General features: G+C 29.9%; 32 protein-coding genes. 20 read left to right on the forward strand and 12 right to left on the reverse strand.

From position 1 onward, the window contains the following. The first annotated feature begins 42 nt into the window (after positions 1–42). Positions 43–2469, forward strand: a complete 2427-nt coding sequence (locus tag B4H69_RS13490) for an outer membrane beta-barrel family protein (RefSeq protein ID WP_244957938.1) — start codon at positions 43–45, stop codon at positions 2467–2469. Between the two features lie 72 nt (positions 2470–2541). Here B4H69_RS13490 and B4H69_RS13495 read toward each other — a convergent pair whose 3' ends face one another. Beyond that, positions 2542–3642, reverse strand: coding sequence for a PorV/PorQ family protein (locus B4H69_RS13495; RefSeq protein WP_038334464.1), 1101 nt, complete (start codon positions 3640–3642; stop codon positions 2542–2544). 105 nt (positions 3643–3747) lie between these two features. Between B4H69_RS13495 and B4H69_RS13500 the strand changes: the two genes are divergently transcribed. The 5 genes from B4H69_RS13500 to B4H69_RS13520 all read left to right on the forward strand — a co-directional run bounded on the left by B4H69_RS13500 (position 3748) and on the right by B4H69_RS13520 (position 8159). Next, positions 3748–4488, forward strand: a complete 741-nt coding sequence (locus B4H69_RS13500; protein ID WP_221627906.1) for a CDP-alcohol phosphatidyltransferase family protein — start codon at positions 3748–3750, stop codon at positions 4486–4488. After that, positions 4485–5243 (forward strand): 3'-5' exonuclease, encoded by a 759-nt coding sequence (locus B4H69_RS13505; RefSeq protein ID WP_180904396.1) that lies wholly within the window; start codon positions 4485–4487, stop codon positions 5241–5243. The genes B4H69_RS13500 and B4H69_RS13505 overlap by 4 nt, the downstream gene beginning before the upstream one ends. A gap of 3 nt (positions 5244–5246) precedes the next feature. After that, positions 5247–5855 carry a fumarylacetoacetate hydrolase family protein gene (locus tag B4H69_RS13510; RefSeq protein ID WP_038334221.1) on the forward strand — a complete coding sequence of 203 codons (609 nt, stop codon included), beginning with the start codon at positions 5247–5249 and terminating at the stop codon, positions 5853–5855. Between the two features lie 9 nt (positions 5856–5864). Further along, complete coding sequence (locus tag B4H69_RS13515) at positions 5865–6323, forward strand: hypothetical protein (RefSeq protein ID WP_152606127.1); 459 nt, start codon at positions 5865–5867, stop codon at positions 6321–6323. A gap of 66 nt (positions 6324–6389) precedes the next feature. Continuing rightward, the gene (locus tag B4H69_RS13520; RefSeq protein ID WP_180904397.1) at positions 6390–8159 is read left to right on the forward strand and encodes a MutS-related protein; all 1770 of its coding nucleotides are present in this window, start codon (positions 6390–6392) and stop codon (positions 8157–8159) included. A gap of 10 nt (positions 8160–8169) precedes the next feature. Here B4H69_RS13520 and B4H69_RS13525 read toward each other — a convergent pair whose 3' ends face one another. Next, positions 8170–8826: an HAD family hydrolase gene (locus B4H69_RS13525; protein ID WP_180904398.1), complete on the reverse strand. Its 657-nt coding sequence runs from the start codon at positions 8824–8826 to the stop codon at positions 8170–8172. A 219-nt stretch (positions 8827–9045) separates the two neighbouring features. Here B4H69_RS13525 and B4H69_RS13530 point away from each other — a divergent pair, with 219 nt between their 5' ends. From B4H69_RS13530 to recN, 8 genes are all read left to right on the forward strand, one after another. Beyond that, entirely contained in the window at positions 9046–9513 is a 468-nt protein-coding gene (locus B4H69_RS13530; RefSeq protein ID WP_180904399.1) for a hypothetical protein, read from the forward strand. Positions 9514–9737: 224 nt separating this feature from the next. Next, entirely contained in the window at positions 9738–10616 is an 879-nt protein-coding gene (dapA, locus tag B4H69_RS13535) for a 4-hydroxy-tetrahydrodipicolinate synthase (RefSeq protein ID WP_180904400.1), read from the forward strand. A 12-nt stretch (positions 10617–10628) separates the two neighbouring features. Further along, positions 10629–11135, forward strand: a complete 507-nt coding sequence (locus tag B4H69_RS13540) for a ferritin (protein ID WP_280045600.1) — start codon at positions 10629–10631, stop codon at positions 11133–11135. Positions 11136–11216: 81 nt separating this feature from the next. Beyond that, the gene (locus B4H69_RS13545) at positions 11217–12098 is read left to right on the forward strand and encodes an outer membrane protein assembly factor BamD (protein ID WP_180904401.1); all 882 of its coding nucleotides are present in this window, start codon (positions 11217–11219) and stop codon (positions 12096–12098) included. A 27-nt stretch (positions 12099–12125) separates the two neighbouring features. Next, positions 12126–12449, forward strand: coding sequence for a DNA-directed RNA polymerase subunit omega (locus tag B4H69_RS13550; protein WP_180904402.1), 324 nt, complete (start codon positions 12126–12128; stop codon positions 12447–12449). Then, positions 12449–13648: a bifunctional phosphopantothenoylcysteine decarboxylase/phosphopantothenate--cysteine ligase CoaBC gene (gene coaBC / locus B4H69_RS13555; RefSeq protein ID WP_180904403.1), complete on the forward strand. Its 1200-nt coding sequence runs from the start codon at positions 12449–12451 to the stop codon at positions 13646–13648. The genes B4H69_RS13550 and coaBC overlap by 1 nt, the downstream gene beginning before the upstream one ends. An 8-nt stretch (positions 13649–13656) precedes the next feature. Further along, entirely contained in the window at positions 13657–14565 is a 909-nt protein-coding gene (locus B4H69_RS13560) for a DUF4835 family protein (protein WP_038334260.1), read from the forward strand. Then, a complete protein-coding gene (recN, locus tag B4H69_RS13565) occupies positions 14566–16224 on the forward strand; it encodes a DNA repair protein RecN (protein WP_180904405.1) in 1659 nt (552 codons plus the stop codon). It begins immediately after the preceding gene. A 76-nt stretch (positions 16225–16300) separates the two neighbouring features. On the opposite strand, the gene B4H69_RS13570 is transcribed toward recN, so the two are convergent. From B4H69_RS13570 to B4H69_RS13580, 3 genes are all read right to left on the reverse strand, one after another. Continuing rightward, the gene (locus B4H69_RS13570; protein WP_180904406.1) at positions 16301–17173 is read right to left on the reverse strand and encodes a nucleoside phosphorylase; all 873 of its coding nucleotides are present in this window, start codon (positions 17171–17173) and stop codon (positions 16301–16303) included. A gap of 64 nt (positions 17174–17237) precedes the next feature. Next, entirely contained in the window at positions 17238–17567 is a 330-nt protein-coding gene (locus B4H69_RS13575; protein ID WP_180904407.1) for a translation initiation factor, read from the reverse strand. A gap of 60 nt (positions 17568–17627) precedes the next feature. After that, a complete protein-coding gene (locus B4H69_RS13580; RefSeq protein WP_180904408.1) occupies positions 17628–18329 on the reverse strand; it encodes a DUF1826 domain-containing protein in 702 nt (233 codons plus the stop codon). 111 nt (positions 18330–18440) lie between these two features. Here B4H69_RS13580 and B4H69_RS13585 point away from each other — a divergent pair, with 111 nt between their 5' ends. From B4H69_RS13585 to B4H69_RS13610, 6 genes are all read left to right on the forward strand, one after another. Further along, positions 18441–18656 carry a hypothetical protein gene (locus B4H69_RS13585; protein WP_038334324.1) on the forward strand — a complete coding sequence of 72 codons (216 nt, stop codon included), beginning with the start codon at positions 18441–18443 and terminating at the stop codon, positions 18654–18656. Between the two features lie 60 nt (positions 18657–18716). Further along, a complete protein-coding gene (locus tag B4H69_RS13590) occupies positions 18717–19361 on the forward strand; it encodes a peptidylprolyl isomerase (protein WP_291094444.1) in 645 nt (214 codons plus the stop codon). Positions 19362–19462: 101 nt separating this feature from the next. Further along, entirely contained in the window at positions 19463–19816 is a 354-nt protein-coding gene (locus B4H69_RS13595) for a YkvA family protein (protein WP_115000587.1), read from the forward strand. Between the two features lie 163 nt (positions 19817–19979). Beyond that, complete coding sequence (locus B4H69_RS13600; protein WP_038334338.1) at positions 19980–20441, forward strand: MaoC family dehydratase; 462 nt, start codon at positions 19980–19982, stop codon at positions 20439–20441. A 95-nt stretch (positions 20442–20536) separates the two neighbouring features. Further along, positions 20537–21451 carry a tRNA (adenosine(37)-N6)-dimethylallyltransferase MiaA gene (gene miaA, locus B4H69_RS13605; protein ID WP_125349391.1) on the forward strand — a complete coding sequence of 305 codons (915 nt, stop codon included), beginning with the start codon at positions 20537–20539 and terminating at the stop codon, positions 21449–21451. Between the two features lie 3 nt (positions 21452–21454). Next, positions 21455–21946 carry a 3'-5' exonuclease gene (locus B4H69_RS13610; protein WP_038334348.1) on the forward strand — a complete coding sequence of 164 codons (492 nt, stop codon included), beginning with the start codon at positions 21455–21457 and terminating at the stop codon, positions 21944–21946. Between the two features lie 500 nt (positions 21947–22446). Here B4H69_RS13610 and B4H69_RS13615 read toward each other — a convergent pair whose 3' ends face one another. The 7 genes from B4H69_RS13615 to B4H69_RS13645 all read right to left on the reverse strand — a co-directional run bounded on the left by B4H69_RS13615 (position 22447) and on the right by B4H69_RS13645 (position 25841). After that, the gene (locus B4H69_RS13615; RefSeq protein ID WP_038334352.1) at positions 22447–22773 is read right to left on the reverse strand and encodes a DUF493 family protein; all 327 of its coding nucleotides are present in this window, start codon (positions 22771–22773) and stop codon (positions 22447–22449) included. 95 nt (positions 22774–22868) lie between these two features. Continuing rightward, complete coding sequence (locus B4H69_RS13620) at positions 22869–23012, reverse strand: hypothetical protein (RefSeq protein ID WP_180904411.1); 144 nt, start codon at positions 23010–23012, stop codon at positions 22869–22871. A 27-nt stretch (positions 23013–23039) separates the two neighbouring features. Next, entirely contained in the window at positions 23040–23366 is a 327-nt protein-coding gene (locus B4H69_RS13625) for a DMT family transporter (protein ID WP_115000591.1), read from the reverse strand. A gap of 74 nt (positions 23367–23440) precedes the next feature. Next, positions 23441–24001 carry a Crp/Fnr family transcriptional regulator gene (locus B4H69_RS13630; RefSeq protein WP_038334366.1) on the reverse strand — a complete coding sequence of 187 codons (561 nt, stop codon included), beginning with the start codon at positions 23999–24001 and terminating at the stop codon, positions 23441–23443. 83 nt (positions 24002–24084) lie between these two features. Beyond that, positions 24085–24789, reverse strand: coding sequence for a phosphoadenylyl-sulfate reductase (locus tag B4H69_RS13635; RefSeq protein WP_180904412.1), 705 nt, complete (start codon positions 24787–24789; stop codon positions 24085–24087). Positions 24790–25159: 370 nt separating this feature from the next. Further along, on the reverse strand, positions 25160–25609 hold the full coding sequence (locus tag B4H69_RS13640; RefSeq protein ID WP_180904413.1) for a hypothetical protein: 450 nt from the start codon (positions 25607–25609) through the stop codon (positions 25160–25162). After that, positions 25587–25841 (reverse strand): hypothetical protein, encoded by a 255-nt coding sequence (locus tag B4H69_RS13645; protein ID WP_125349396.1) that lies wholly within the window; start codon positions 25839–25841, stop codon positions 25587–25589. Before B4H69_RS13645 ends, B4H69_RS13640 begins: the two co-directional genes overlap by 23 nt. Between the last annotated feature and the right edge of the window lie 48 nt (positions 25842–25889).

Below are 25889 nucleotides of genomic sequence, written 5' to 3' on the forward strand. Positions count from 1 at the left end.
TAACTATTTAAAAGAATTAACGTCTATAATAAAATTAACACTATGAAACATCTATTTTATATATCTGCATTATGCTTGAGTTGCACCGTTATGGCGCAAACAAAATTTTCAGGTAAAGTATTGAATGAAAAAGATAATAATCCTATTTCTTTAGCTGAAATTGTTTTATTGAATGAAAAATCTGAACTATCAAATGTTACAGACGAACAAGGAAATTTTGTTTTTGAACAAGTTGAAGCTGGAAAGTATGATTTTGCGATTTTGGTAAATTTTGATACGATTTATAAAGAAAAAATAGAAATTAATGCTGAATTAACAAAATCATTCAAAATTAATATGCCAAATATTGATTTGAAAGAAGTTGTAATTGCTAAAAAAGTTTTTCAGAAAAAAGCTGATCGATTTGTTTTCGATGTTTCAAATTCTCCTGTTGCAAAAGGAAATGACGCGTTTAATCTGCTTAAACAAACGCCTTTAGTTTCTTCTACAGATGGGAAAAATCTTAAAATTCTGAATAAATCTGACGTTATTATTTACATCAACGGACGAAAATCTAATATGGATAATGAAGCTGTGATAGAAATGTTGAAAAATACACCATCAGAAAATATTCAGAAAATTGAAGTCATTACAACGCCTGGAAGTGAATTTTCTGTTGAAGCAAATACTGGAGTCATTAATATTGTGATGAAAACGACGACAACAAACGGTTTGAATGGAAATGTGAGAATTGTAGATCAACAGGCTTATTTTAATAGTCAAAGATTGAATGCTGGTTTAAACTATAGAAAAGATAAATTGGCAATTAATTCTGGGATTTATATTGGAAATAACAAATCTCGAGAGAAAAATATTTTATCGAATGGAAATGCTCATTTTATCAATGAATCGAGAGGAATTGTAGATGATCCAAATAAGAATGTTGGCGGAAATGTAGGATTTGATTATGAATTAGCTAAAAATCAGAATATTGGTTTAACCTATAATTTTAGATACAATAAGAGTTTTGATTCAAAATTTAAGTTAGATAATTTTTATAATCATGAATTTAAAAATCAAACAATTAATCTCGAAAATGCTCAAACAAGAAATCATTCGTTCAACTTAAATCACGAAATAAGAACGGATAGTTTGGGAAGTAAATTAGTTACAAATGCTTCTTTTCTTAATTATAAACGAGAGATGAGAAGTACAAATACAACAATCCCTGTAGATAATGAAAATGTTGAAATCTTCAGACAAAATGTACCTCAAATTATCAATAATTTTAGTGCAAATGCAGATTATACCCTAAAAACTAACAAAGAAAATACATGGTTATTTGGAGGAAGTTATACATTCACAAAAACGGATAATGATACTAAACAAGAGAGTTTTGTGAACGATAATTTTATCAAAGATGAAATTTTGAGTAATCATTTTTTATACAAAGAAAACATTGCTGGATTGTATTTAACTTTTGAAAAACAAGTTTCTGAAAAGTTATCAGGGAAAATTGGAACACGATTAGAAATTACAAAAACGATTGGTGATATTCTTGAGAAGAATAATTCATTTAAAAATGATTACAACAATATTTTACCTTATTTATCTCTAAATTATGCGATTCATCAAGATCATAATGTGAGTTATTCTTTTTCGAGTCGCGTTCGTAGACCTGCTTTTTGGGAGTTAAATCCATCAAGAGTTTACCTTACTCAGACAAATTATATTCAGAACAATCCATTTATGATGAGTTCTAAATTTTATAAACAAGAGTTAAATTATTTGTATAAAAGCGCTTATTTTTTCAATGCAGAATTTGAATATATTGACGATGCGACAAGTCAATTGCCTTTGCAAGGAACAGTAAAAAATCTTGAAACAGGTGAAACAACAGAGTTTTTGCGTTACATTAGAATGAATTATGGAAACAAAAAATCATTAAACCTTTCGGTTGGAATGAATAAGAGTTTTTATAACGGAATTTGGTCTGCGAATTATATGTTTATTTATATGTATCAAGCATATAGAGGGATTGTCGATAGTGATCCTACCTATATTCAAAAACCTGGTTTTGAAGAAAAACTTTCGACTTATGTTGTTGATCGTCAAGCATCGAATATTTATTTTAAATTAGATAATACAATACGACTTTCTTCGAAAAAAGATTGGTTTTTAGGTGTTAATTATTGGTATCTATCACCTTTAGAAATCGAACTAGGGAAACTTGGAAAACAACATAGTTTTGATGTAAATATCAAAAAAATATGGAATAATTGGACTTTGATGTTCGAAGCTTATGATTTATTGAATACAAATGTCACAACAATAAATGGTAAACAAGAAAATGGAAGTTTCAATAATGTTTGGCAAAACCAATACAACAGAGAATTTTCAGTTAGTTTATCATACAAATTTGGAAATCAAAAACTGAAAAAATCAAGACAAATTGATGAAGCAAATAGTACAATAAAATCAAGATTATAAAAAATAAATGACATGAAAAAAGACTGCAAATTGCAGTCTTTTTTGTTTATTAAAAAATCAAATTATATAAATTTATCTCCACTTATCCATCTCGAAACGAACAGAAAAAATGTTAGAATATAATCCCAAACCGCTGTCTCCAAAGTTAGTCAAAGCATAATCAATCGAAATTCCTTTGTATTTGAAACCTACCCCAACATTTGGCTGAATTTGAGTTTTATCTTTTCCATCAAATTGCGAAATTTTCTGTAAATTATTCAATCCTCCACGTACAAAAACCATGTCATCATAACCTAATTCAAGACCAACTTGTGGCGAAATAGAAAATCCTTTTCCAGAAATTGCGGCATTAGTTTGTTGAAATTCGATATTCATATCAACTTCTCCCAACAACGAAACTCGTTCATTAAAATCAAAACGTTTTCCAACTCCAAATTGCAGTTTCGGCATTGTTAATTCGATATTTTCTCCTGGCAAATCATTCAAAATTGTTGGCTCACCTCCATTACTTGGCTCATCAACTGTAATTTCTTTTACTTTTTCTTTGTTGATACTCCACGCATTGAAAGTTGTCGTAATATCACGCGCCATCAAACCAAAATACATTTTATTATCAGTACGATATTGCAAACCAAGATCAATCCCGAAACCAAATCCTTGCGCAAATTTCCCTATATGTCGATAAACAATTTTAGCATTTGCACCAAACTGAATATCTTTATTATTAAATACATTTCCTGCATAAGACATCGTCAAAGCGTAATCTGCTGTAGAAAATTTTGAGATTTTATCGTAATTAATATTTCCTTGATTATCAATTAATTCTGTCGTATTCAGAATATCATCAACACCAAAACGAGTAAACGAAAATGCAATCGTAGAATTACTTTCTCTCAACGGAATTGCAACCGCTGCATAATCAAATTTCGCAATTGACTGAAAATATTCAGCATGCATCGCCGCAGCTTCCCAATCGTAGGTAATTTCTGTTAATCCAGCAGGATTCCAATAAGCCGCATTTGCATTTCCAATATTCGCCACAACCGCATTACCCATTGCAAACGAGCGCGCATCTGCACCAATATTCAAAAACTCGTTCGAATATTTGCGTGTGGTTTGAGAAAAAGCAAATTGACTTGCCAGAACAGATAATATAAGGAATGTCTTTTTCAAAATTGATGAATTACGAATATAAAAACTCAAAAATAGTGGTTTTATTGTGTTTAAAAAGGATTCAGATTAATTTTTGTTTGTACTTTTGTGATGAAAAATTCATTTATGAAATTATTTACAATTCCAAATTTTCTAACACTACTTAATCTTTCGTGTGGTGTATTATCAGCCATTTTCATGATTTCGAGTAATGCTCAAATCACAACTACCACAGTTACAATCGTGATGGTTTTGATGTTGATTTCGTTGGTTGCCGATTTTTTGGACGGAATGGTTGCACGATTAATGAATATTGGTAGCCCGATTGGAAAAGAATTGGATTCTTTGGCAGATTGTATTTCGTTTGGAGTTGTGCCAGGATTGATGTTATTTTCGATGTTTAATCATTTTTCAACCGATTTTATTTATGAAAATGAGAATTTAAAAATTGCTGCAATTTCTTTATTTGCTTTTTTAGTTCCAGCTTTTTCGGCGTTACGTTTAGCAAAATTTAATTTAGATGAAGATCAAGCAACGTATTTCAAAGGTTTAGCAACGCCGTCGAATACCTTATTTATTTTCTCATTATTTTCTATCTATTACAATAATGGACAAATTATAAATCCTTCTGTTGATCCGTATTTATTAATTGTCGTTTCTATTGTATTTAGTGTTTTATTAATTGTCGATTTACCATTATTTGCCTTAAAATTTAAAGGATTGAGTTGGGCAGAAAATTATTATAAATACATTTTCTTAATCATTACATTAGGTTTAGTGGCTTGGTTGCAAGTTGCAGCAATTCCGCTAATCATCTTATTGTACATCATCATCTCAATCATTTTCAGAAAAGAAATTACAAAATGAAATTAACTAAAAATATCTGTTTCTTTGATTTAGAAACAACAGGAACTAATGTTTCAAAAGACCGTATTGTCGAAATCTCTATCGTGAAAGCTTTGACAGATGGTTCAAAAGAAGTAAAAACTTGGAAAGTTAATCCTGGAATTCCAATTCCACCAGAAACAACTTTAATCCACGGAATTTCTGACGAAGATGTTGCCGATGCGCCATCTTTCAAAGAACTTGCGCCCGCGATTATGGAAATGATCAAAGATTCTGATTTGGCTGGATACAATTCAAATCGCTTTGATATTCCGCTTTTGGCAGAAGAATTATTGCGTAATGGTTTTGATTTTGATTTATCAAAACATCGTCCAATTGATGTGCAAGTGATTTATCATAAAATGGAACCTCGTAATTTGAGCGCTGCTTATAAGTATTATTGTGATAAAGATTTGATTGATGCACATTCTGCGGAAGCTGACACAATTGCGACTTACGAAGTTTTGATGGCGCAAATCGAGAAATATGACGAACTTGAAAATGACAATAAATTTTTGAGCGAATTTTCATCTCAGCGTAAAACGGCTGATTTAGCTGGATTTATTCAGTACAATGATAAAGACCAAGAAATTATTTCGTTTGGTAAATATAAAGGACAAGTTGTGACGGATATTTTTGCGAAAGATCCAGGTTATTATTCGTGGATTCAGAATGCTGATTTCCCTTTATATACAAAGAAAGTTTTTACTCGAATCAAATTACAAAACGGTTTTTAAGCGATGAAAATTATTTGTGTCGGACGAAATTACGTCGAACATGCAAAAGAATTAAATAATCCAATTCCAGAATCTCCCATGTTTTTCATGAAACCTGATTCTGCAATTTTGCGAAAAGGTTTTCCTTTTGTAATTCCAAGTTTCACAAAAGAAGTTCATTTCGAAACGGAAATTGTGATTAAAATTGATCGAGTTGGAAAAATGATTCAACCTCAATTTGCAGATCGTTATTTCTCTGAAATCGGTTTAGGAATTGATTTCACTGCGAGAGATGTACAACAAGAATTGAAAGAAAAACGTTTTCCTTGGGAAATTGCGAAAGCTTTTGATGGTTCTGCATTTGCTTCGGATTTCTATCCAAAAGAAAATTTTGATTTAGAGAATTTAGCGTTCAAATTAGATCGAAATGGAGAAAACGTACAAACAGGAAATTCAAAAGATATGATTTTTCATATCAATACGTTGATTGCGGAATGTTCCAAATATTTTACCTTGAAAAAAGGCGATTTAATTTTTACAGGAACGCCAGCTGGAGTTTCTAAAATCAATTCAAAAGATACCTTAGAAGGTTATTTGAATGATGAAAAAGTATTCGAAATAAAAGTGTTGTAATCATTAAAAATGAAAAACATATTTTCATTTATTATTATATTTTTATTGTTTTCTTGTAAAAAAGAAAACAATATTGTTACACCTATAATTCACGAGAATGTAACAACAATGAATTCAATTTCTGATAATTACGATTCGATTACTACAAAAGTGAAGAAACTTGGTGATGAAGAAGCTTATTCAGAATTATTTTATCATTTAAAAGATTCAAATTTTGAAGGTAGAACAGATTCTTTAATGGTTTATTCAAAAATAATGGCAGAAAAATATCACTTTGAAAAAGCTTATATAGATTATTTGGATGCTATAACTGAGAAATATGGAATAGAAAATGATATTGGAAATTATTCAACAATTAATCTTTCACAATTAAAATCTAAAGAAAAGCAGGAAATTATTGATTGGCTTTCTAAAATGGTTGAAAAAGGAATAATTACAGAAAAACAATTTCAAGAAGTTAAAAAATAATAAAAGAGCGAAATTTCGCTCTTTTATTGTTTATACCACTACCTTTAATCAGAAATAAAATTAAAAATGGAAGACTATATAAAAATTGAAGAAAAACTACAAAATGATTTTGATTTATTGAAATCGAAAAAGAATAGAATTAGCAATATCAGGCTTATTGCATTTATTATTTCAGTTGTATTTTTCTTGCTTTATGTTACGTCGAGCAACAATTTATATTTGATTATTTCTTCTATTTTATTTATTGTTTTTATCATTTTAGTAGTTAAAACTTCTAAAATTTCTTCGCAACTTAATTATTCCATCCAAGCATTAGAAATTATTAATCAAATAAAAACTGATAATTCTATCGATCAATTTGTTGAAGATAATTCTCAGTTCAATAATGTTTACAACAAAGATTTAGATATTCTGGAAGGAAATTCGATCTTCAATCGAATCAATAAAACGCAAACTCGTATTGGTAATTTACAGCTCAAACATTTTTTATCGAATTTGATTTTAAACAAATCTGAAATTATTGATAGACAAAATGCTTTTGAAGAATTGGCTGAAAAAAGAAATTGGATTGTGACATTTTTGACGTTTACAAAGCGATTAAACATGAATCAATCTTCAATTTTTGTGTTCGAAAATCGGGTATTTAATACTGATTCAATAAAATTATTTCCTATCATCATTTCTGTTTTGAATATTTTGTGCTTTATCGCTTTAGCAATTATTGGTTTTCCGAAAGAAATTGTTTTTTACTGGATTTTGGGAGCAGTTATTATTTCGAATGCAATTTCCATGTTTTATAAACAACAACTTCGACGAATAGCAGCTTATACAACGATGAAAGCAGATGAATTGGATAATTTATATGAAGTTTTTCGACATATTGAAAATGAAAATTTTGAATCAAAACTAAACACTGAAATTAAAAATAAGTTTGTACATCCTTTCAAATCATCGGATTTAATCAAGACAATTTCGTCAACAAAAGAAACTTTAGATGCTGCAAATTTCCCGATTGTAGGCTTTGTGTTGAATACGTTTTTCTTATGGCGATTACATTATTCGATAAAATTTGAAAATGAAGTTCAAAAAACGGTTCATCAAATCAAATCTTGGTTAGATGAATTGGCGAAATTAGAGGCTTTTGTATCGTTTGCTTTGTTTAATGATAAATACAAATCGTTTACTTTTCCAGAAATTGTAGACGAGCCTTTTGCGTTAAAAATTACGAATGGTTTTCATCCTTTATTAGATGAAAAAACAGTTGTAAAAAATGATTTTGAAACCAATCGTCCAAACAATATTGCGATTATTACAGGTGCAAATATGGCCGGGAAAAGTACTTTTTTGAGAACAGTTGGAACTAATTTGGTTTTGGCAATGAATGGCTCAAAAGTGAGTGCAGAAAAAATGTCATTTTACCCAATGGATTTATTTACAAGCATCAGAACGGTTGATAATCTGTCTTCTGGCGATTCTTATTTCAAAAATGAAATCAATAAATTGAAAATATTAATTGAACGTTTAGAAAATAATCAACCACAAATCATCATTTTAGATGAAATTTTAAAAGGAACAAATTCTGAAGATAAACTGATTGGTTCGCAGAAATTTTTAGAAAAATTAATCAAATCTCCCACAAAATTGATTGGTTTTATTGCGACACATGATTTGGAATTAACGAAAATGGAAAGTGAAAATCCGGATCATATTATTAATTATTGTTTCGAATTAAAAAACGTGGACAACAATTATTATTCGGATTATAAATTAAGAAAAGGCACAACCAAAATGATGAATGCCATTTTCTTAATGAAACAATTTAGAATTATTGATTAATCTTAAATTGTTAATTTAATTCTTTGATAAAATTCGCATCAATCGCATTAAAATCATCAACAATACAATTTGCTTTTGAAATATCTTGTTGTTTCGAATTTACACTTTTGTAACCCAAACAATACAAACTTGCTCGTAAAGCCGCTTCTACTCCATTTTTACTATCTTCGATAACAATACATTCGCTATGTTCGGACTTTGCTAAATCAGCGGCATGCAGAAAAATGGCTGGATCTGGTTTTGATTTCGGAAAGTTTTCGCCAGAAACTTTATGCGTAAAATATTGATTCAACTCAAAACGATTAAAAACACGATCGATTGTCGATTTTGAAGCCGATGAAGCCAAAATCAATTCAATTCCATTATTGTATAAATCTCTAATCAACCTCTCAACACCATCAATCAAATACAAATCTGGTTTTGTATCAAAAGCTTCATTAAAAATAGTACGTTTTCTAAGAACTAAATCGTTCACTTCATCTTTCAAATTGAATTTATCTTTTAAGATTTGATAAACATTTTTTGTAGATTGTCCTGTAAATGTGGCAAATAATTCTTCAGTAACCGGAATATTCAGTTCTATATAATGTTCGAAATAAGCATATTTATGTACTGGTTCTGTATCGACGATTACGCCGTCCATATCGAAAATTACAGTTTTAATCATTATTGTTTTGTTTCTACAAAATTAACTTTTTTAAGAGAATGATGTAAAAGTTTAAACTTTAGAATGATTTTAAATTAATCGATTATATTACTGATATAAAGGATTGTATCCGAAACCAAACAACAATACTTATGTTAAAACTTAACATTAAGATAACATTTGCACGCTTTTTGTAAAATTCTTGGCATAACAAAGTTAAAAACTGAAAATTTAATAAAAATGAAAAAAGTATTATTAGTAGCTGTAATGGCATTAGGAATTTCTCAAGTAAATGCTCAAAACTATAAAAATGCTTTAGGTGTTGTTGTAGATTTAGGAGACGGTGAAACATTAGTAGGTCCACAATTCAAACACTCTTTTGATGGAAAAAATGCGGGTAACTTACAAGTTATGTTTGGAGATAACATTACTGTTTTAGGTGCAGATTATACGTATAATCAACCGTTTTCTGGTGCAAATGGATTAGGATGGTATGTAGGTGTAGGACCTCAATTATCTTTTGTAGATGGAGGTAAATTTGAGGACAAAACTTATTTTGCAATTCGTCCGCAAGCTGGTTTAGAATACAAAATCCCTTCTGCTCCTTTGGCTTTACATTTTGATTGGAAACCTTGGTGGAATTTAACAAACGATTCTAACTTCGAAGCTGGTCGTTTTTCTTTAGGATTTAAATACACATTTAACTAATCAAACGTTAAAAATATAGTAAGCCACTCACTTGAGTGGCTTTTTTTATAAGTAAAATCATATAATCTATACACAAATTAATTTTATTCCTCTGAATTAATCGTTATTTTTGAATAATTTTGGATTTTATCTAAGACCAATTATAGATTAACACTATTATTTGATTATTCAAGATATAATTCCGAATTTTAACTTAGTATTAGATTTAATAACATTTATAGAAGATGAAACAATTAATTGGGACAGGAGTTGCTTTGGTTACGCCTTTTCAACAAGATGGTACCGTAGATTATGCTGCATTAGAAAATTTAGTAAACTATAGTATCGATGGCGGTGTTGAATATTTAGTTATTTTAGGAACTACTGCAGAAGCAGCAACACTTACAAAGGATGAAAAGAAACAGGTAATCGAAACAATAAAGAAAGCGAATGCTAATCGTGTTCCGATGGTTTTGGGTATTGGAGGTAACAATACGGCAGAAGTTATTAATGAATATAAAGAAACAGATTTGAGTGATTATATCGCAGTTCTTACGGTTTCTCCATATTATAATAAACCTAATCAAGAAGGAATTTACCAACATTATAAAGCGATTGCAGAAAGTACAGATGCCAACATTATTTTGTATAATGTTCCTGGTAGAACGGGTTCTAATATCTCAGCAGATACAACAATTCGTTTAGCAAATGAATTCAAAAATATTGTTGCAATTAAAGAAGCTTCACCAGATTTCTTACAATCAACAGATATTATTCGTAAAAACACACGCGAAGATTTCAATATTATTTCTGGTGATGATGAATTCGCTGTACCAATGACTTTAGCTGGAGGTTCTGGTGTTATTTCTGTTATCGGACAAGGTGTTCCAACTGTTTTTACAGATATGATTCGTAAAGCAATCAACAAAGAAGTTGTTGCTGCTTACGAAGGTCATTACAAAGTTGTAGAAATTACACGTGCTATCTTCGAGGAAGGAAATCCTTGCGGAATAAAAGCTGTTTTAGATAAAAAAGGAGTTTGTAAACCATTTACAAGATTACCTTTAGTTCCAGCATCAGCTAATTTGACAACAAAAATTAACCAATTATTATCAAACATCTAAAAAAATAAAGCTATGATAAAAGATACAATATTAGACGCATTAAACAAACAAATCAAATTAGAAGGAGATTCTTCTCAATTATATTTAGCTATGGCTTCTTGGGCTGAAGTGAAAGGTTTAGAAGGAACTGCAAATTTCTTGTACTCGCATGCAGACGAAGAACGTATGCATATGTTAAAATTAATTAAATTTATTAACGAAAGAGGCGGAAAAGCGTTTGTTCCACAAATTGAAGAACCAAAACAAGATTTCACAACATTGAAAGAAGTTTTTACTGCAATTTTAAACCACGAATGCTTTGTATCTGAATCAATTAACGACATTGTAGGCTTAACATTAGAAGAAAGAGATTATTCAACTCACAATTTCTTGCAATGGTATGTTTCTGAGCAAATTGAAGAAGAAAAATTAGCAAGAAATATCTTAGATAAGCTAGAAATGATTGGATCTGACAAAGGAGGTTTATATCTATTTGATCGTGATATAGTTACATTAAGTACAGACACAACAGCGGAATAAATCAAAACTTTGAGATTTTATTAAGAGGATAAGAAAAAAATATTTTATACTTTAGTCCTCAAATTTTATTAAATTTGCAGAATGTTTAAAAAACTAAGCTTAGTAGTTTTAATTGGCGCTTCTTTAGTGTCTTGTAACAAGACCTATAACAAAGCGATGAAAAGTACGGATAAAGACGAAATCTTTACATTGGCTACACAATTGTATCAAGATGGTAAATATGATTTGGCAAACGAATTGTATGAAAAAATTTCTACATCATTTGTAGGAACAGAAAAATCTGCGGACATTGCCTATAATATGGCACAAGGTAACTTTAACGAAAAAAGTTTCCGTTTAGCAGGACATCAATTCAAAAGCTTTGCAGGAGCTTATCCTATGGATAGCCGTGCAGAAGAAGCTTTATTCAAATCGGCATTTTCTTATTACAAAGATTCGCCAAAATATGACTTGGATCAAACAAGTACGTACACAGCAATCAGTGAGTTACAAGGATTTATCAATTCGTATCCAGAATCAGCACACGTTGCAGAAGCGAATAATTATATTACAGAACTTAGACAAAAATTAGAATTAAAGTCTTTCGAAATTTCTAAAGTTTATTACAAAACAATGAAATATAAGGCTGCTGGAGTTTCTTTTGACAATATGGTTGATGAATATCCAGATTCTAAATTTCGTGAAGAAGCAATGATGTATTCATTACGTTCTAAAACAGAATTGGCGTTAAATTTCTCTCGTATCGAGAACAAAGATTTACGTTTACAAGATGCCAGAACGCAATATCTATTGTTAACAAGATATTATCCACAAACAAAATTTAAAGCAGAAGCTGATAAATTGATGGAGAAAATCGACAAAGATATGGTGGATACTAAAAAACAATTAGCTGATATAGAATTAGCTAAAAAGAAATTTGAAGCTGATCAAGCTGAATTAAGCAAAGAGCAAAATAATAAATAATAGTAAAATATATAAAATTCTTTCATTATGAATTTCAAGGATATCGGTGCAGCACCAACAACACAAACTTATGATCGTAATAAAATCGATGAGAAAACAGGAAACTTATACGAATCGATTGTAATTATGGGTAAAAGAGCAGAACAAATCAACCAAGAAATGAAAACTGAATTAATTCAGAAATTGGATGAGTTTGCTGCACATACAGATTCTTTAGAAGAAGTTTTTGAAAACAGAGAGCAAATAGAAGTTTCAAAATTCTACGAAAGATTACCTAAACCGACTTCTATTGCGATTAAGGAATGGTTAGACAATGACATATATTACAGAAATCCAAATGAGGATAAATAATGTCTGTTTTACATAGTAAAAAAATTCTTTTGGCAGTTGCTGCCGGAATAGCGGCCTACAAAGCCGCTTTTCTTGTTAGAGCGCTTATCAAAAAAGGAGCTGATGTCAAAGTTATTATGACACCAGAAGCTCAAAATTTCGTTACTCCACTTACACTTTCCACACTTTCCAAACATCCAGTCGAATGGGAATTTTTTGGTGATAAAGGTGATTGGAATAATCATGTAGAATATGCACTTTGGGCAGATTATATGATTATTGCACCTTGCACAGCAAATACGTTGTCACACATGGCAGATGGAACATGTGATAATTTGGTTTTAGCAACTTATCTTTCAGCTAAATGTCCTGTATATTTTGCTCCAGCAATGGATTTGGATATGTACAAACATCCATCAACTTTAGAAAATATTGTTAAATTAGAATCTTTCGGAAATATTTGTATTCCTGCTGAAGCTGGTGAATTAGCAAGTGGATTGGTTGGAGAAGGCAGAATGGCTGAACCTGAAAACATTATTGCGTTTCTGGAAAGTACAATCGAAGCTACTCTCCCACTTCACGGAAAAAAAGTAGTAGTTTCTGCTGGTCCTACATACGAAAACTTAGATCCTGTTCGTTTTATAGGTAATTATTCTTCGGGAAAAATGGGATTCGAAATTGCGAAAGCTGCTGCTAATTTGGGTGCAAAAGTTACCTTGGTTAGTGGTCCAAGTCACGAATCTGTTGCAGGTTTTCCTATAGATCGAATAAATGTTGTTTCTGCTCGTGATATGTACGAAGCGATGCACGCTAATTTTGCTGATGCTGATGTTGTGGTAATGTCGGCGGCTGTTGCAGATTATCGTCCAAAAGAAATGGCTGAGCAAAAAATTAAGAAAGAAAACGATGATAATTTAATTATCGAATTGGTGAAAAATCCTGATATTCTAAAATCGTTAGGCGAAATCAAAACACATCAATTATTGGTTGGTTTTGCATTAGAAACGAATAACGAAGAAGAATATGCAAAGAAAAAATTAGCCAAAAAGAGTCTTGATTTTATTGTTCTTAATTCGATGCAAGATAAAGAAGCTGGTTTTCAGAAGAATACAAACAAAATTACAATTATTGACAAAGATTTATCAATGCAACAATTTGATGCTAAATCAAAAACAGATGTCGCAAAAGATATTTTGAATGTCATTTTAAATAAGTTATAAAATTTATTATGAAGAAATTAGCCTCAATTTTCTTTTCGTCGTGTTTAGCTATTTCGGCTTTCTCACAAAATATTATTGCAGATGTAAAAGTCGATTATTCTCAAGTTCAAGGATCTAATACACAGGTTTATCAAACTTTAGAAAGATCATTAAAAACGTTTATTAATTCAACAAAATGGACAAATGATCGTTTAAAAACATACGAAAGAATTGAAGCTAGTTTCGTCATTAATATAATTGAACGAGAGGGAAACAGAATGAAAGGTACGATTTTAGTACAATCTCGTCGTCCTGTTTTTAACTCAACGTACTATACGCCTGTTCTTAATTTATCTGACGATAATTTTACGTTTCAATACCAAGAATCTGAAGAGTTAATTTTCAATGATCGAAAATTCAGTGGAAAAAATTTGACAGATGTATTGACGTATTACATTTATTTAGTTTTGGGATATGATGCAGATACATTTGCGAAAGAAGGCGGAACAGAGTATTTCAAAATGGCGAAGAAAATTGCAGATTTCGGTCAAGCGAACAATAATTTCTCTGGTTGGAGCGAATTAGATGGAATAAAATCGCGTACAGCCTTAATTAACAATATTTTAAAATCGGATAATTCAACACTTCGAAATATCATCTATCAATATCATAGAAACGGCTTAGACATTATGTCTGAGAACGAAGTTCGTGGTAAAAATGCTATTGGAAATACTCTATTGCAGTTAGAATTTTACCAAAGAGGAAATTATTCTCAATTTTATCCTTTAGAACTTTTCTTAACAGCAAAAAATAGCGAAATTAGTCAAGTATTTTCAGGCGGACAGGTTTCGACGGTGAATATCGAGAAACTGAAAGGAATTTTAAATTCAATCGCGCCAAAATACAACGACAATTATTGGAATAAATTGAAAAAGTAAATGTTAAAAACTCTTCGCGTTAATAATTTCGCCATTATCGATCAATTGGAGATTGATTTTCATCAAGGTATGACCACAATTACCGGTGAAACTGGTGCTGGAAAATCGATTTTGTTAGGTGCTTTAAAATTAGTTTTAGGCGAACGTGCCGATTTAAAAGCCTTGAAAAATGTTGATGAAAAATGTATTATCGAAGCTGTTTTTGAGATTAAAAATCTTGAATTAAATGATTTTTTCGAAGAGAATGATTTAGATTATGAAGACGAATCTATTTTGAGAAGAGAATTATTACCTTCTGGGAAATCGCGTGCTTTTATCAATGATACGCCTGTTAAAGTCTCTATTTTACAAGAATTATCAGAATTATTGATTGATATTCATTCTCAATTTAATACACCTAAAATTTTTGAAGCTGATTTTCAACTTTCGATGTTGGATATTTATGGAGAAAATAAAGACTTGTTGAAAGAATATAAGAAGGATTTTAACCATTATATTTCAACAAAGAAAAAGATAAAAGACGCTCAAAATTCATTAGAAAATCAATCACAAGATTTAGAGTATAAATTGCATTTGTGGGAAGAATTGAACAATGCTTCGCTAAAAAATGAAGAATTAGAGGAATTGGAAATCGAAATAAAATCTTTGTCAAACGTAGAAGAAATTATTTCGACTTTGAATGAAACTTACCAATTTTTGGAACATCCAGAGATGGGAATCATTTCTCAATTGAATGAAGCAAGCAATAAATTGAATAAAATTTCGGATTATAATTCGCAATACAATTCTATTTACGAACGATTAATTTCTTCTAAAATAGAATTGCAAGATATTTCTGGTGAAATGAGTAGTTTGATAGATTCGACTGAAATTAATCCTGAAAGATTACAAGAAATTACAGATCGTTACGATTTGATTCATAAATTATTGCGTAAACATAATGTGATTTCTGTTGAAGAATTAATTGCAAAACGTGACGAATTAGAAAGTCAAACTTCTGGTTTTGATAATTTGAGTGATTTAATTATTCACTTAAATAAAGAATTGAATTCAATTTCAGAAAAACTTGAAAAACAAGTAATTAAAATTAGAAAAAATAGAATTTCTTCTATCGAAATTATCCGAAAAAATATCTTGAATACGTTGTCACAATTGGGAATGGAAAATTCTCAATTAACCATTCAATTAAACGAAACAACAGATTTTACAGCAACTGGAAAAGATGAAGTTTTGTTTCTATTCTCAGCAAATAAAGGAATGGAACCTCGTATTTTTGAGAAATCTGTTTCTGGTGGAGAACGGTCTCGATTGATGTTAGCGATTAAAAAATTATTGGCAACTCATCAACATTTACCAACGTTGATTTTAGATGAAATTGATACAGGAATTTCTGGAAAAGTTGCGAATGAAACAGGAAAAGTAATGCAAACAATGGCTGAAAATATGCAACTTTTAGTAATTACGCATTTGCCACAAGTTGCTTCAAAAGGAAATTATCAGCTAAAAGTTTACAAAGAAGTTGTTGACGAAACGACACAAACAAATGTGATAGAACTTTCTCAACAACAACGTTTAGAAGAAATTGCTCAAATGATTTCTGGTTCAGAATTAACAGATGCAGCAATCAATCAAGCAAAAGAATTAATGAATTTGAATTAAAATTAAAATTCTAGATCATATAATATCAAAAAAGCTCGAGAAAATTCTCGAGCTTTTGTTTTGTATAAATCTGAAATTATTTCGTTAACTTTTCCAGCGAATATTCAATCATTGCATCAACTGCTTTGTAAGAATCGGCACTAAATTCACCTAAAATTCTATTCGCAACAATTGCATTTATTGATAACGCTTCGTGTCCCATCATCGCTGATAATCCATAGATTGCAGAAGTTTCCATCTCGAAATTAGAGATTCTTAAACCTTCGTAATTAAAAGTTGTTAAACGCTCATTAATATCAGCTGGATTTGGTTGCAATCTCAAATAACGCCCTTGAGGTCCATAAAAACCACAAGCTGTAGCCGTTACTCCTTGAATCGTTTTTTCAGAAGCCAATTTATCTAACAATAAATCAGATCCTTTTACTAAATATGGACGAGCTTTATTCGACGACCAATCTACATGTTTGATAAAAGCATCTTCTACCTCTTTATTCATCACCGCTTCGCTCCCAACATAATAATGTAAAAGTCCATCTAAACCTAAACCGTGAGAACCAATAACGAAACTATCTACAGGAATATCTGCCTGTAAAGCTCCAGAAGTTCCCATACGAACAAATGATAATTTTCTGAAATCTTTTTTGATCTCACCAGTTTCTAAATCGATGTTAGCCAAAGCGTCTAACTCAGATAAAACGATATCAATATTATCCGTACCCATACCAGTCGAAATAACTGTTAAACGTTTACCATTCAACGTTCCTGTATGCGTTACAATTTCTCTTTTGCTTGCTGTGTGCTCGATTGTATCAAAATGTCTTGAAACTTTTTCGACACGATTCGGATCACCAACAGTTATAATAGTATCTGCTAAATGCTCTGGTCTTATATTACAATGGTAAACACTTCCGTCTGCATTTAAAACTAATTCTGATGCTGCTTTACTCATGATTTAAAATTAAAAATAAGAGAACAATATACGATTTTTATCAGTAAAAATTGCAAAGAAAATGTTAACCTCCTACTCTTTTCACTTTAAATCCTTTATCTTTCAGGAAAGCCATAATCTTGTCGCGATAATCTCCTTGAATGATGATTTGTTCGTCTTTAAAACTCCCTCCAACACCCAAAAATTGCTTAATTTCTTTTGCTAAAAGTTTGAAATCTTCTGTTTCTCCTTCGTAACCTTCTATAATTGTATTTACTTTCCCTTTTCGTTTCTCAAACTTACAAATTAGAGGTTCTTTCTGAATCCATAACTCATGTTGTTCTTCATTTGATACTTCTTCTAGCTCAGGTATATGATCGGGAAAAAGATTTTTTAATTGATCTTGTAAATCCATTTTTTAACTTCATTTATTACATTTCAAAATTACAAAATATTAGTTAAATCAATTCAAACACTAACAGATTAACAATAATCGATATTCATCTTTATTTTCTTTCGGTGCGCGATGTACGCAAGGCAAAACTTTTTGTTCTGGATGATCAACTGCCAATCGCCAAAGATTTCCTAATCCTAAATTAATTGGTTCTACACCTGGACGAATTTGATAATGCAAATCAAAGAAATATTCTTTCAGAAAATCTTCAAATCCATCAATATGTCCATCATATAATTTGAATAAATTTTCTCTAATTTCAGGAATCAAAATTTTTTGTTCAACATCTTCATTCGCAACAATATCACTGGAAGCGCCATAGTAAGTACACAAAAAAGTATCCGTAGGAATTGGTGAACGATCAACATGAAATGAATAAACATCTGTTGAAATAAAATCAAATTCAGTATCACGTTCGTAGCATTTTAGTAAGTTTAAAGTTGGCGAAGCGCCAAAAACAGTTAATTGTTGTAAATCATTAATCAAAATATTTCTCGCTTTAATTCCTTCTTTAGATAAATCTAAATCATTCAAATCATCAATAGAAACAACAGTAATATCATCTTTTAAAATCAATTGATTCACAATTTCCTCAAAATCACCTTCCAAATTTCGTTGCCAATTTATCGCATTATTTTTCCCAGAAAAAGCTGTATATACAAGTTCATCAAACGAAGAAACAACTAAAACTTGTTGTTGATTAGAATTATTTTGAGCAATCATATAACCGCAAAATTACTATTTATCGAAAAATAATTCAGCCTAAAAATTAAATTATTCCGAATGCAAATTCTCCTTTACAAAAGTTGTATTTTTACCAAAGATTAAAAGACAATGGAAAAAGAAATTATCACCAAAACATTTACATATAAAGGCCACACCAAAACTTTTAGCGCAGAAGTGCAACCTTTACCACCTTTCAATCCAGAAACTATGGATCGCGTGAAGTATGAGGAAACCAAAGAAGCCCATTATATGCTTGCCGAAGCGGAAGTTTATAACCAGAAAACAGAATGGTTTTTTAAAATTGAACAAGAATTGCAAAAATAATGAAACGACACTTACGCTAAGTGTCGTTTTTTGTTTAAGTTTAATCCACAAAATTAAAACATGAAACAAATTACTCTAGCATTATTTACACTTATTACGTTTTCGGCTTGTACTTCTAGCAAGACGGTTTTTCGTAAAAAATGGACAAAGAAACAAGCACCAGAAAATTTTGTTGCTCGATTTGAAACAACAAAAGGAAATATTGATATCGAAGTTGAAAGAAAATTATCGCCAAAAGCTGTTGATCGTTTTTATCAATTGGTTAAGTACAATTTTTTCGAAGATGGTACTTTTTATCGCGTTGTTCCGAATTTTGTTGCACAATTTGGAAATACTGACACAATTGTTTCAAATCAATGGAAAAAGTTTATTGTAGAAGATGAACCTGTTATTGCTGGAAATAGTAAAGGAGCTTTGAGTTTTGCGCGCGCAGGAAAAAACTCAAGAGATTTGGATTTGTTTATTAATCTGAAAGATAATCATCGTTTGGATACAATCAATTCCAATGATGTAGTAGGTTTTCCAAGTTTTGGAAAAGTGGTGAACGGAATGAATGTTGTAGAAAGTTTGTATGATGGTTACGCTGGACAAACAATGGAAGATGAAGAAATTTTTAACAGCACAAAATTAATGCGCGAAAGATATCCAAAGCTTGACAGAATATTGAATGCAAAAATCATTAAACTGAAAAAGAAAAACAAGTAAAACAATGTAACATAAAGTTTTAACATGACACAAAAATCAATTTAAATGTTTTGACATGTACTTTGTAATACATAATACGTTTTTAAAACATATTTTGTGAAATGAAAAAATCAAAATTCTTTAAAGTCGCTGGAGAAGCAGCAATGGCAGCTCAAAAAGACAAATCTTTTTTTGAAAAAGTAAAGGCTTTTTTCAATATGTTAGGTGATTACAAAAAAGGAAGTTATAAACCTGACAACATGAATTTATTTCTTGGATTTGTAGCAACTTTATACATTATTTCTCCTATTGATATTATTCCAGAAGCGCTATTTGGACCTTTTGGTTTGATAGATGATTTTGGGATTTTACTTTTTGGAATGAAATATTTCAACAAAGAAATTATTAAATATCTTGCATGGAGAGATACGCAAAGAGCCTATGCAAATGTTGAAGATGCAAAAATTATTGAGTAGCAATAAATTAAATAGCTATAAAAAATCCGATTGAATTTTCAGTCGGATTTTTTATTTTTAGATTATTCAAAAAATGCTCTCTTTCTCATAAATAAAATTTATTATCTGACGATTATTCATTAGATTTGAGCAATACAATACTAAAAACTAAAACACCTGAATAATGGTAATTATTAATAATTTCGATGAATACAAAGCTTTCGAAGGTAAAGAAATCGGTAAATCTGACTGGCATATAATAAATCAAGAACAAATCAATCGCTTTGCTGATGCAACTTTAGATCATCAATGGATTCATACAGATCCTGAAAAAGCAGCTAACGAAGGACCTTTCAAAAAAACAATAGCGCATGGTTATTTAACGCTATCTTTAATTCCACATTTGTGGGATCAAATTGCGGAAGTGCGCAACATCAAAATGTTAATCAATTATGGAATTGAAAATTTGAGATTTGGACAAGCTGTTTTGGTTGATAGTGAGGTAAGATTAACTGCAAAATTGAAATCTATTACTAATTTGAGAGGAATTGCAAAAGTTGTCATCGAAGCAAATTTAGAAATTAAAGATAATCCGAAACCTGCTTATACGGCTGATGTGGTTTTCCTTTACCACTTTAATGATTAATTAAAGATCAATATAATTTACAAAGCTTCTATTTTTTATAGAAGCTTTTTCTTTTCATAAAATATCGAAGTATCTTGCGCTCGATTTCATATAACATGCAAAAAATTCAAAATAATAAAACCTTAATTTCTATTGTTGGACCAACTGCAATTGGTAAAACCAATTTGGCAATAGAAGTTGCAAAACATTTTCAATCCGAAATTATTTCTTGTGATAGTCGTCAATTTTTCAAAGAAATGAAGATAGGAACTGCTGTTCCTTCTGAGGAAGAATTGACTGAAGTGAAGCATCATTTTATTCAAAATATTTCTATTCACGAAAAATATTCGGTTGGTGATTTTGAGCGTGATGGCTTAGCTTTTTTGAATAATTATTTCAAAACAAATGACATTTGCGTCATGGTTGGTGGATCTGGTTTATATGAAAAAGCGATCACAGTTGGCTTTGACGAATTTCCTGATGTTAATCCTAAAATTAGAGAAGATTTGAATAATGAGCTTGCTGAATTTGGAATTGAAAAATTGCAAAAAGAATTGCAAGAAGTCGATCCAAAGTATTTTGAAGAAGTTGATATTTTCAATAAACAGCGTGTAACACGTGCTTTAGAAATTTTTAGATCTTCGGGTTTACCTTTCTCTAACTTCAGAAATCAAGATTTGAACAAACGTCCATTTAACATAATTAAAATCGGTTTAGAACTTCCTCGCGAAGAAATGTACGACCGAATCAATCGTCGAGTTGATATTATGATGAACGAAGGTTTATTAAATGAAGCAAAAAATTTATTTCCTTTAAAAGATTTGAATGCTTTGCAAACTGTTGGTTATCGAGAATTGTTCGACTTTTTTGAAGAGAAAATTACATTGGATTTTGCAATAGAAGAAATCAAAAAGAATACAAGACGTTTTGCAAAACGTCAAATGACATGGTTCAAAAAAGATGAAACTGTCAATTGGTTTTCTCCTTTCGAACAAGAAAATATCATTAATTTTATATCGAACAAAATATAAATTATGGAAAATTTTGTTGCCATCGATTTCGAAACTGCAAACAATTATCGTAATTCTGCTTGCGCGGTTGGAATTGTAACTGTGACAGATAATGTGATTACAGACGAGTATTACACGTTAATTCAACCACCACAAAATCAATATAATTATCATAATATTTTGGTTCATGGAATTCGTCCCGAAGACACAATTGATGCACCAAGTTTTGAAGACGTCTATTTTGAAATCAAACATCGTTTACAAAATCAGCTTGTTGTTGCACATAACGAATCGTTTGATCGTTCTGTTTTGAAGAATACAATGGAGTTTTATAGCCTCAATTACTCTCAACTTAACCTTGCCGAAAAGTGGGAATGTACATACAGAATTTTCAAACAGAAAGGAATTGTTCCTACAAAATTATCCGATTGTGCTCGCCGATTTAATCTTCAACTCAACCATCATGAAGCTTTATCTGATGCAAAAGTTTGTGCTCAATTATACTTATTAAAATAGTTTTTACTAAAAATTTATCTGATTAATCGTTTAAAAATAATTTTTACAAAAATTACAATAAATTCACATTCAGTAATATAACCATTTACAAATATTTGTAAGTATTTACAATTATTTACAAGTATTTAAAATTGATTAATAACAACTTTAATAATTCACTTTTCTAAGAAAATTTAATAAAGCAAAAATTCTATTCTAAATAAGTTGATTTTATGAAATGAATTGAGAATGCAAAATTTTGAAAATTAACTTTCAAAATTTTATAAAATGAAGTTTAAACTGAAATTTAGTTCTGATAAACCTTTACAAGTTGAAAAAAAAATTAATAATTTAAAAAATTGATTTCAATTGGATTTTTATCGAAGAAGTAAAATAATCACATTATGTATTTAACATAATAAAGAGGGTTACTCTGGGAACATTAATTTCAAAATTGAAAAATTGATTCCTCCCCTACTCTTTTTAAAAACATAAAAAAAGGTTGCATTTGCAACCTTTTCTTATAACATAATAACGCCTTCTATCTTCGAAACTTCTTTGTAATAATTGATTACTGTATCCGCATCAATCACATAAAGTTTAATCGAAATAGATGTATATTTTCTATTTTTTGAAGCTTTGTAATCAAATTCAGCATTCGTTCCTGCAAAAATATCTTTGATTTTTTTCATCGTTTCTTCACTTGAAGGATAAATGAATTTGAACAAATAATCTGTTGGAAATTTTTGTACATCATCTAATCTTTCTTTGAATTTTGCATAAAAATCTTGCTCATTGTGAGAGCTATCTGGTATTTCTTCGAATGTATAATCTCTATTTGTGTCCATATCTATTATTTTTTTGTTACAATGTCAAAAACAATACCACTTCACATTATTGATAAAATATAGAATTAATAAGACATTTTGACATATTATAAATCTTATAATTTCAATCTCATCATATAATCTATTTGTTCATCATCACCAAGTCTGAAAATATGTTGATCGAATTTTTCGAAACCATTCTTTAAATAGAAATTAATCGCTGAAATATTCTTTTCCTTCTGTAATGTGTTTTTCTTCAACTCTTTTTATTGTAATTTCTTCGTTCATTAATGCGAAACAAATTTTAATCCTACAATTGAACTAATTAATGTAAAAATAAAGAATATTCTCCAAAAATTAGCAGGTTCTTTGAATACAAAAATTCCGATTAAAACTGTTCCAACAGCACCAATTCCAGTCCAAACAGCATAAGCAGTTCCCAAAGGTAAAGTTTGTGTTGCTTTGATTAACAATGCCATACTTACGACCAAACACACTGCGAAAGCGCCGTACCACATATACATTTCTGAGCCTGTTGTTTCTTTGGCTTTTCCTAAAGACGATGTAAATCCGATCTCGAATAATCCTCCTAAAATCAATAAAATCCAATTCATTTTGTTAATATTTTGATGCAAAGATGAATTAGAAAAAAATAGTATTTTTTTACAAATGTTAAAAAATTATTCGCTTAAATTTCGGCGCGAATTCTACTTAATGTCACTTGGGAAATCCCTAAATACGACGCGATATAACCTAATTGCACACGATTAATCAAACTTGGATTTTCTTCTAACAATTTTTTATAACGATCAATCGCCGTTCCCAGTTGCCTAGAAATAAAACGCTCTTCAGTTTTTATCAATTCAATTTCAGCAAGTTTTCTTCCCCAATTTGCAATCTCTAAATTAGTTGCATAAAATAACTGTAAATCAGAAGATTTAATTTCATATAACTCGCAATCTTCCATCAATTCAATTGTTTCGTAACTAATTTTATTTTCGACATAACTTCGCATCGATAAAATCAAATCGCCTTCTTTCCCAAACCAAAACGTAATTTCTTTTCCATCATCAATTATATACGCGCGAACAATTCCTTTTTTGATGAAATATAGCTTTTTTTCAACTTTATCGGCATCAATAAGCGTGGTGTTTTTTGGTAATTGAATCAGTTGCATTTTATCTGCAATCAATTGAATAGACTGCGAGGAAAGTGGTGAAATTTGATCTAAGATTTGTTCTATTTCCATTATTGAAACTTGTCTAGTAAAAGTAAACAAAAAACTCAACCTAAAATAGGCTGAGTCATTCAAATTAAATTAACACCTGAAATCTACTTTGCATGTAGACCGCATTCTTTTTTACTATTATCTTCCCACCACCATCTACCAGCACGAAAATCATCGCCTTCGTTTATAGCACGTGTGCAAGGAGCACAACCAATACTTATGAAGCCCTTATCGTGTAGTGGGTTATAAGGAACTCTATTTTCTTTCAAATACTCAAAACAATTCTCTGTTGTAAAATCAATCAATGGATTGAATTTGAATAATTGTTTTTCTTCATCAAACTCTATTTCGAGCATATCATGTCGATTATTCGATTGCTCTGCGCGCAAACCTGTAATCCAAACTGATGCTTCTTTTAATGCACGATTCAGAGGAATTACTTTTCTGATATAGCAACATTGTTTTCTCAAATCAACCGAATCATAAAAAGGATTAATTCCATTTTCTTCAACAAATTTTTCTAACTCCTCTGTTGGGGGATAAAATGGTTTAATCTTGGTTTGATATTTCAATTCCGTTTTGTTCCACGTATTGTACGTTTCCTGAAAAACACGTCCTGTATCTAAAGTGAATATCTCAATATTATCTAATTTTTGACTCAAAATAGCATGAGAAATAACTTGATCTTCGAAACCAAAACTTGTCGAAAAAACTATCTTTTCTTTAACGTTATTATTCAAAAACAATAATTTTTCTTCTAAACTTGACTGTGCTATTACTTCCTCTAATATTTCTTTTAGTTGATTCATTTTGCATATATAACCTCTATAGTTTTTATAGAGTAATTATTTTTAACAAAATTATAAATTCCAACTTTCTAAACAAAACTAATCTCGATTAATTTTATAGATTTAATGCAATATAGAATCAATAAATTATATAAGCAAATTTTATTTATACTTAAATCATCTACGAGAATAAATTATCATATTCATAAAAAAGAAGAAAATCAGTCCAAATTGGTATTAAATAGAGGTTTTTGAAGAGTTCAAATTATTAATTATCTCAAAAATCAATATAATTATTAAGATAAAAACATTTAAAATATCATAAAAATAAAATCTATCTAATCATCTTCGAGAAAAAATTATGAATATCATAAAACAAAAAAGTCAAACTTTACAAAGTTTGACTTTTTTGTTTATATTTTTTGTAATGATAAATTAGAACAAAAATGGATGAAAATAACCAAATCCAATAACCAAAAAGTGGTAAATCATATTCATGTATTTGTAAAATATCTAATCTTGACAAATGATTAATTCCGTATAATGACATTTGAATAACAGCGATAATACCTAATATTAATCCTATTTTTTTCTTATAAAAAATCCAAGATAATAATAATGTAAAGTTCCCTAACCAACATATAAAATCAATTGGCAACTCTGATATCGTTATATATCCTAATATTAGATATGCAATTCCTAAATATTCTGTTCTAGAATTTCCAGAATAATATTCAATAAAATCAATACTTCTTAATAAGTGAACAGGTAAAATTAAACTCACCAAATAAGTTAAAATACTTACATATAAAAACAGATTATTTTTCCAATTTAGCTTCAAACTCTTCTATTTGCTTTTCCAGTTTTTTATTCTCTTTTTTTAATTTGTTTTGAGGACTAAACATTGCATAAACCAGCAAGCCTACTCCTACTCCCACAACAGCTCCAATTTTTTCGTTCTTATTAATCGCTTTCGAAATTGCAATTCCTGCTGCTGCTCCAGTTGTTACGATAGAAACTGTATTTTCAAAACCTTTTGATTTTGTATCCAAAACTTCCAATAAATTATTCATAGTTGATTATTTTTTAGTAAACGTTGCAATAAATATTCCTAAATATAA

Source organism: Empedobacter sp. UBA6745 (assembly GCF_002453775.1).
GTDB lineage: Bacteria > Bacteroidota > Bacteroidia > Flavobacteriales > Weeksellaceae > Empedobacter > Empedobacter falsenii_C.

Excerpts from the sequence above, each read along its gene's own strand:
- B4H69_RS13490 (WP_244957938.1), top strand. The coding sequence starts at position 43 with ATGAAACATCTATTTTATATATCTGCATTATGCTTGAGTTGCACCGTT.
- B4H69_RS13500 (WP_221627906.1), top strand. The coding sequence starts at position 3,748 with ATGAAATTATTTACAATTCCAAATTTTCTAACACTACTTAATCTTTCG.
- B4H69_RS13505 (WP_180904396.1), top strand. The coding sequence starts at position 4,485 with ATGAAATTAACTAAAAATATCTGTTTCTTTGATTTAGAAACAACAGGA.
- B4H69_RS13510 (WP_038334221.1), top strand. The coding sequence starts at position 5,247 with ATGAAAATTATTTGTGTCGGACGAAATTACGTCGAACATGCAAAAGAA.
- B4H69_RS13515 (WP_152606127.1), top strand. The coding sequence starts at position 5,865 with ATGAAAAACATATTTTCATTTATTATTATATTTTTATTGTTTTCTTGT.
- B4H69_RS13520 (WP_180904397.1), top strand. The coding sequence starts at position 6,390 with ATGGAAGACTATATAAAAATTGAAGAAAAACTACAAAATGATTTTGAT.
- B4H69_RS13525 (WP_180904398.1), bottom strand. The coding sequence starts at position 8,826 with ATGATTAAAACTGTAATTTTCGATATGGACGGCGTAATCGTCGATACA.
- B4H69_RS13530 (WP_180904399.1), top strand. The coding sequence starts at position 9,046 with ATGAAAAAAGTATTATTAGTAGCTGTAATGGCATTAGGAATTTCTCAA.
- dapA (WP_180904400.1), top strand. The coding sequence starts at position 9,738 with ATGAAACAATTAATTGGGACAGGAGTTGCTTTGGTTACGCCTTTTCAA.
- B4H69_RS13540 (WP_280045600.1), top strand. The coding sequence starts at position 10,629 with ATGATAAAAGATACAATATTAGACGCATTAAACAAACAAATCAAATTA.
- B4H69_RS13545 (WP_180904401.1), top strand. The coding sequence starts at position 11,217 with ATGTTTAAAAAACTAAGCTTAGTAGTTTTAATTGGCGCTTCTTTAGTG.
- B4H69_RS13550 (WP_180904402.1), top strand. The coding sequence starts at position 12,126 with ATGAATTTCAAGGATATCGGTGCAGCACCAACAACACAAACTTATGAT.
- coaBC (WP_180904403.1), top strand. The coding sequence starts at position 12,449 with ATGTCTGTTTTACATAGTAAAAAAATTCTTTTGGCAGTTGCTGCCGGA.
- B4H69_RS13560 (WP_038334260.1), top strand. The coding sequence starts at position 13,657 with ATGAAGAAATTAGCCTCAATTTTCTTTTCGTCGTGTTTAGCTATTTCG.
- recN (WP_180904405.1), top strand. The coding sequence starts at position 14,566 with ATGTTAAAAACTCTTCGCGTTAATAATTTCGCCATTATCGATCAATTG.
- B4H69_RS13570 (WP_180904406.1), bottom strand. The coding sequence starts at position 17,173 with ATGAGTAAAGCAGCATCAGAATTAGTTTTAAATGCAGACGGAAGTGTT.
- B4H69_RS13575 (WP_180904407.1), bottom strand. The coding sequence starts at position 17,567 with ATGGATTTACAAGATCAATTAAAAAATCTTTTTCCCGATCATATACCT.
- B4H69_RS13580 (WP_180904408.1), bottom strand. The coding sequence starts at position 18,329 with ATGATTGCTCAAAATAATTCTAATCAACAACAAGTTTTAGTTGTTTCT.
- B4H69_RS13585 (WP_038334324.1), top strand. The coding sequence starts at position 18,441 with ATGGAAAAAGAAATTATCACCAAAACATTTACATATAAAGGCCACACC.
- B4H69_RS13590 (WP_291094444.1), top strand. The coding sequence starts at position 18,717 with ATGAAACAAATTACTCTAGCATTATTTACACTTATTACGTTTTCGGCT.
- B4H69_RS13595 (WP_115000587.1), top strand. The coding sequence starts at position 19,463 with ATGAAAAAATCAAAATTCTTTAAAGTCGCTGGAGAAGCAGCAATGGCA.
- B4H69_RS13600 (WP_038334338.1), top strand. The coding sequence starts at position 19,980 with ATGGTAATTATTAATAATTTCGATGAATACAAAGCTTTCGAAGGTAAA.
- miaA (WP_125349391.1), top strand. The coding sequence starts at position 20,537 with ATGCAAAAAATTCAAAATAATAAAACCTTAATTTCTATTGTTGGACCA.
- B4H69_RS13610 (WP_038334348.1), top strand. The coding sequence starts at position 21,455 with ATGGAAAATTTTGTTGCCATCGATTTCGAAACTGCAAACAATTATCGT.
- B4H69_RS13615 (WP_038334352.1), bottom strand. The coding sequence starts at position 22,773 with ATGGACACAAATAGAGATTATACATTCGAAGAAATACCAGATAGCTCT.
- B4H69_RS13625 (WP_115000591.1), bottom strand. The coding sequence starts at position 23,366 with ATGAATTGGATTTTATTGATTTTAGGAGGATTATTCGAGATCGGATTT.
- B4H69_RS13630 (WP_038334366.1), bottom strand. The coding sequence starts at position 24,001 with ATGGAAATAGAACAAATCTTAGATCAAATTTCACCACTTTCCTCGCAG.
- B4H69_RS13635 (WP_180904412.1), bottom strand. The coding sequence starts at position 24,789 with ATGAATCAACTAAAAGAAATATTAGAGGAAGTAATAGCACAGTCAAGT.
- B4H69_RS13645 (WP_125349396.1), bottom strand. The coding sequence starts at position 25,841 with ATGAATAATTTATTGGAAGTTTTGGATACAAAATCAAAAGGTTTTGAA.